Annotated in this window: 2 protein-coding genes and 2 pseudogenes; all 4 read left to right on the forward strand. The window is 70.9% G+C overall.

Annotation, left to right across the window (positions count from 1 at the left end; all coding sequences use genetic code 11):
- Window positions 1–445: pseudogene (locus tag RT051_RS14460) on the forward strand (hypothetical protein); the annotation flags it as partial.
- A pseudogene (locus RT051_RS14465) lies at window positions 442–2,068 on the forward strand (AMP-binding protein). The pseudogenes RT051_RS14460 and RT051_RS14465, both read left to right, overlap by 4 nt.
- Window positions 2,065–2,967, forward strand: coding sequence for an acyl-CoA synthetase (locus RT051_RS14475; RefSeq protein ID WP_313077800.1), 903 nt, complete (start codon window positions 2,065–2,067; stop codon window positions 2,965–2,967). Before RT051_RS14465 ends, RT051_RS14475 begins: the two are co-directional and overlap by 4 nt.
- Window positions 2,964–3,409 (forward strand): LolA-related protein (locus RT051_RS14480; RefSeq protein WP_313077803.1); only part of this gene is annotated, 446 nt, incomplete at its 3' end. The genes RT051_RS14475 and RT051_RS14480, both read left to right, overlap by 4 nt.

The raw sequence follows: 3,409 nt of genomic DNA on the forward strand, positions 1-3,409 counted from the left end.
GGTGGCCTGGCCCTGGCTGCGCGGCCACGTCACCTGGCTTTATTACCTGCAGCACCTGGGCGCGCACCTGGCGCTGGCGGCATGGTTCGCGCGCTCGCTTGGCGCGGGGCGCGAACCGGTGGTCAGCGCCATGGCGCGCATGATCGCCCCGCGCCCCTTGAGCGCGCGCACGCGCCGCTACACGCGCAACGTCACCCTGGCCTGGGCGCTGTTCCTCGCGGGCAATGCCCTTGTCTCCACGCTGCTGTTCGCCTGGGCGCCAGCGGAAGTCTGGTCGGTGCATGCCAACCTGCTCACCGGCCCCCTGCTGGGCGTATTCTTCCTGCTGGAGATGCTGGTGCGCCAACGAGTGCTGCCGCCTGAGGACCGGCCCTCCATCAAGGATGTGGCGCGCGCCTGGCAGGCCCAGCGCGGCCGCTCCCCGGCCTCGGATCGCGTTGCATGAGTGGCTTGCCTCTGATCAGCGGCCGTGGGCCGGGCGACATCCTTGCCTGGCGCCCGCAAGGGCCGGTCAGCGTTGCGCGCTACTGCGCCGACGCCCTGGCGCTGGCCGCCGCGCTCCCATACGGGCGCTACATCGTCAACCTGTGCGAGGATCGCTACCACTACGCGGTGCTGCTCGCCGCCTGCGCACTGTCGGGGCGCGTGAGCCTGCAGCCCTCGTCGCAGTCCGAGGCCACGCTGCGCCAACTGGCCCGTACCTACGCCGGTGCGCTGGCCGTGACGGACACACCCACGCCGCTGCCCCCCGAATTGCCCGCCTATCCGCTGCCCTCGCTGCAGGAGCTGGTCGGCAAGTCCTGTGCAGAAGTTCCGCGCATCGCGCCGGAGGCGGTCGTCGCCATCCTGTTCACTTCGGGCTCCACCGGCATGCCCCAGCCGCATGCGAAAACCTGGGGCAAGCTGGTCGCCAACGGCCGCGCCGAGGCCAAGGCCCTGGGGTTGCTGGACGCGCCGCACGCGCTCGTCGGCACGGTGCCGGCGCAGCATAGCTACGGTTTTGAATCGACCTTCCTGCTCGCGCTGCATGGCGGCTGCAGTTTCTGGAGCGGCAAACCGTTCTATCCGCAGGACCTGGCCGACGCACTCGCCGCGGTGCCCCGGCCGGCAATGGTCGTCACCACGCCTTACCACCTGGCGAGCGTGCTGGCCTCGGGCGTGGCGCTGCCGCCGGTGGCGCGCTGGCTCTCGGCCACCGCGCCGCTGGATGTGCCGCTGGCCGCACAGGCCGAGGCCGCCACCGGCGCGCCGGTGCACGAGATCTACGGTTCGACCGAATCCTCGCAGCTCGCCACGCGACGCACCACGGCCGGGGTCGAATGGACGCTCATGCCCGGCGTGCGCCTGGAGCAGGAGGGCGATACCACCTGGGCGAGCGGGGGGCATGTGGAAGGGCGCGTGGCGCTGGCCGACATCCTCGCCCTGCACGAAGACGGGCGCTTCACGCTGCAGGGGCGCCATGCCGACATGGTGAATCTGGCGGGCAAGCGCACCTCGCTTGCCTACCTCAATCACCAGTTGCGCACGATCCCCGGCGTGCAGGACGGGGCCTTCTTCCTGCCGGACGAAGAGGAAGCGGCTCGTGCCGGCCGGCTGGTGGCCTTCGCCGTCGCGCCGGCCGGCGAGCGCGCCGCACTGCTGGCCGCGCTGCGCACGCGGATCGATCCCATCTTCATGCCGCGTCCGCTGGTGCTGGTCGAGGCGATCGCGCGCAATGCCACGGGCAAGATCGCGCGCAGCACGCTGGAGGCATTGCATGAGCGGTGGATACGCAATGCCCGCTGACTGGACCGTCCCGGTCGACCATCCGGCGTTCGCCGGGCATTTCCCCGGCCGGCCCATCGTGCCGGGCGTGGTGCTGCTCGACCACAGCCTGCTGCGCGCCAGCGCCTTGCCCGCGGGCCGGCGCTGGTGCATCGCTCAGGCCAAGTTCCTGCGCCCGGTGGGCCCGGGCGAGACGCTGCGCTGGTCGTTCACCCCCGCCTCGCCCGGCGCGCAGCGCTTTGCCATCCACGCCGGTGAGGCCCTGGTGGCCAGCGGTGTGCTGCAGCAGGAGGATGCGGCGTGAGCCAAGCCGCTGCCTGGGCGCGAGAGGGCGAGCGCAGCCACATGTGGCTGCTGCGCCTGATGGTCTGGATCTCACTGACGGCGGGACGCAGCCTGGGCCGGGTCGTGCTGCACGGCATCGCCCTGTACTTCGTGCTCTTTGCTCCCAGGGCGCAGCGCGCCAGCCGCGCCTACCTGGCACGCATGCTGGGCCGCGCGCCGCGCTGGCGCGAGCGCTACAAGCATGTGTTGTGGTTTGCCACCACCATCCACGACCGGGTGTTCCTGCTGCGCAACCGAGGCGCCGGGCTGCAGGTCGACGTGCGCGGTGCGGATGCTTTGCACGCCGCGTTGCGCGGCGGGCGCGGCGCGCTGCTGATGGGCGCGCACCTGGGCAGCTTCGAGGTGCTGCGCACCGTGGGCCAGAAGCGCGGCGGCCTGCGCGTGGCCATGGCCATGTACGAGGACAATGCGCGCCAGCTCAACGCCACGCTCGCGGCCATCGCGCCCGATGCGATGCAGGACGTGATCGCGCTGGGCCGGATGGAATCCATGCTCGCGGTGCGCGATCGGCTCGACGACGGCTGCCTGGTCGGACTGCTTGCCGACCGCTCGCTCGCCGCCGATGATGCTTGCGCCCGCCTGCCGTTCCTGGGCGAGGAGGCTGCCTTTCCCCTCGGCCCCTGGCGGCTCGCCGCCATGCTGCAGCGCCCGGTGTTCTTCATGGCCGGGCTCTACCTGGGCGGCAACCGCTACGAGATCCGCTTCGAACCCCTCGCCGACTTCCGTGCCACGCCGCGCGCGCTGCGCCCGGCAGCGATGGCCGAGGCGCAGCGGGCCTACGTGGCGGTGCTGGAGCGCACGCTGCGCGACGCGCCCCTGAACTGGTTCAACTTCTACGACTTCTGGCACGCCCCATGATCCTGCGTACTCTGTTCACTGTTACGTTGGCCTGCGCATCGCTTGCCGCGCACGCTTTCGACGTGGACCAGCTCATGGGCGAGCTGGCCCAGTTCAAGGGCGGGCGCGCACGCTTCGTCGAGACGCGCCACGCCGCCCTGCTGGATGCGCCCGTGGTCTCCAGCGGAGAGTTGCGTTTCGTGCCGCCCGACCGGCTGGAAAAGCAAACGCTCAAGCCCCGGCGGGAAAGCCTGGTGCTGGAGAAGAACACGCTCACCGTGGAGCAGGGCGGCCGCAGCATGACCTGGCACGTGGGTAGCCGCCCCGAGGCCCTGGCCTTCATCGAGAGCGTGCGCAGCACGCTGGCCGGCAACCGTGCACGGCTCGAAAAATACTACCGGCTGGAATTGCAGGGCAGCGAGAAGGACTGGAAGTTGATCCTCCTGCCCGCGAATGCCGAAGT

Source organism: Melaminivora sp., from assembly GCF_032059615.1.
Classification (GTDB): domain Bacteria; phylum Pseudomonadota; class Gammaproteobacteria; order Burkholderiales; family Burkholderiaceae_C; genus Melaminivora.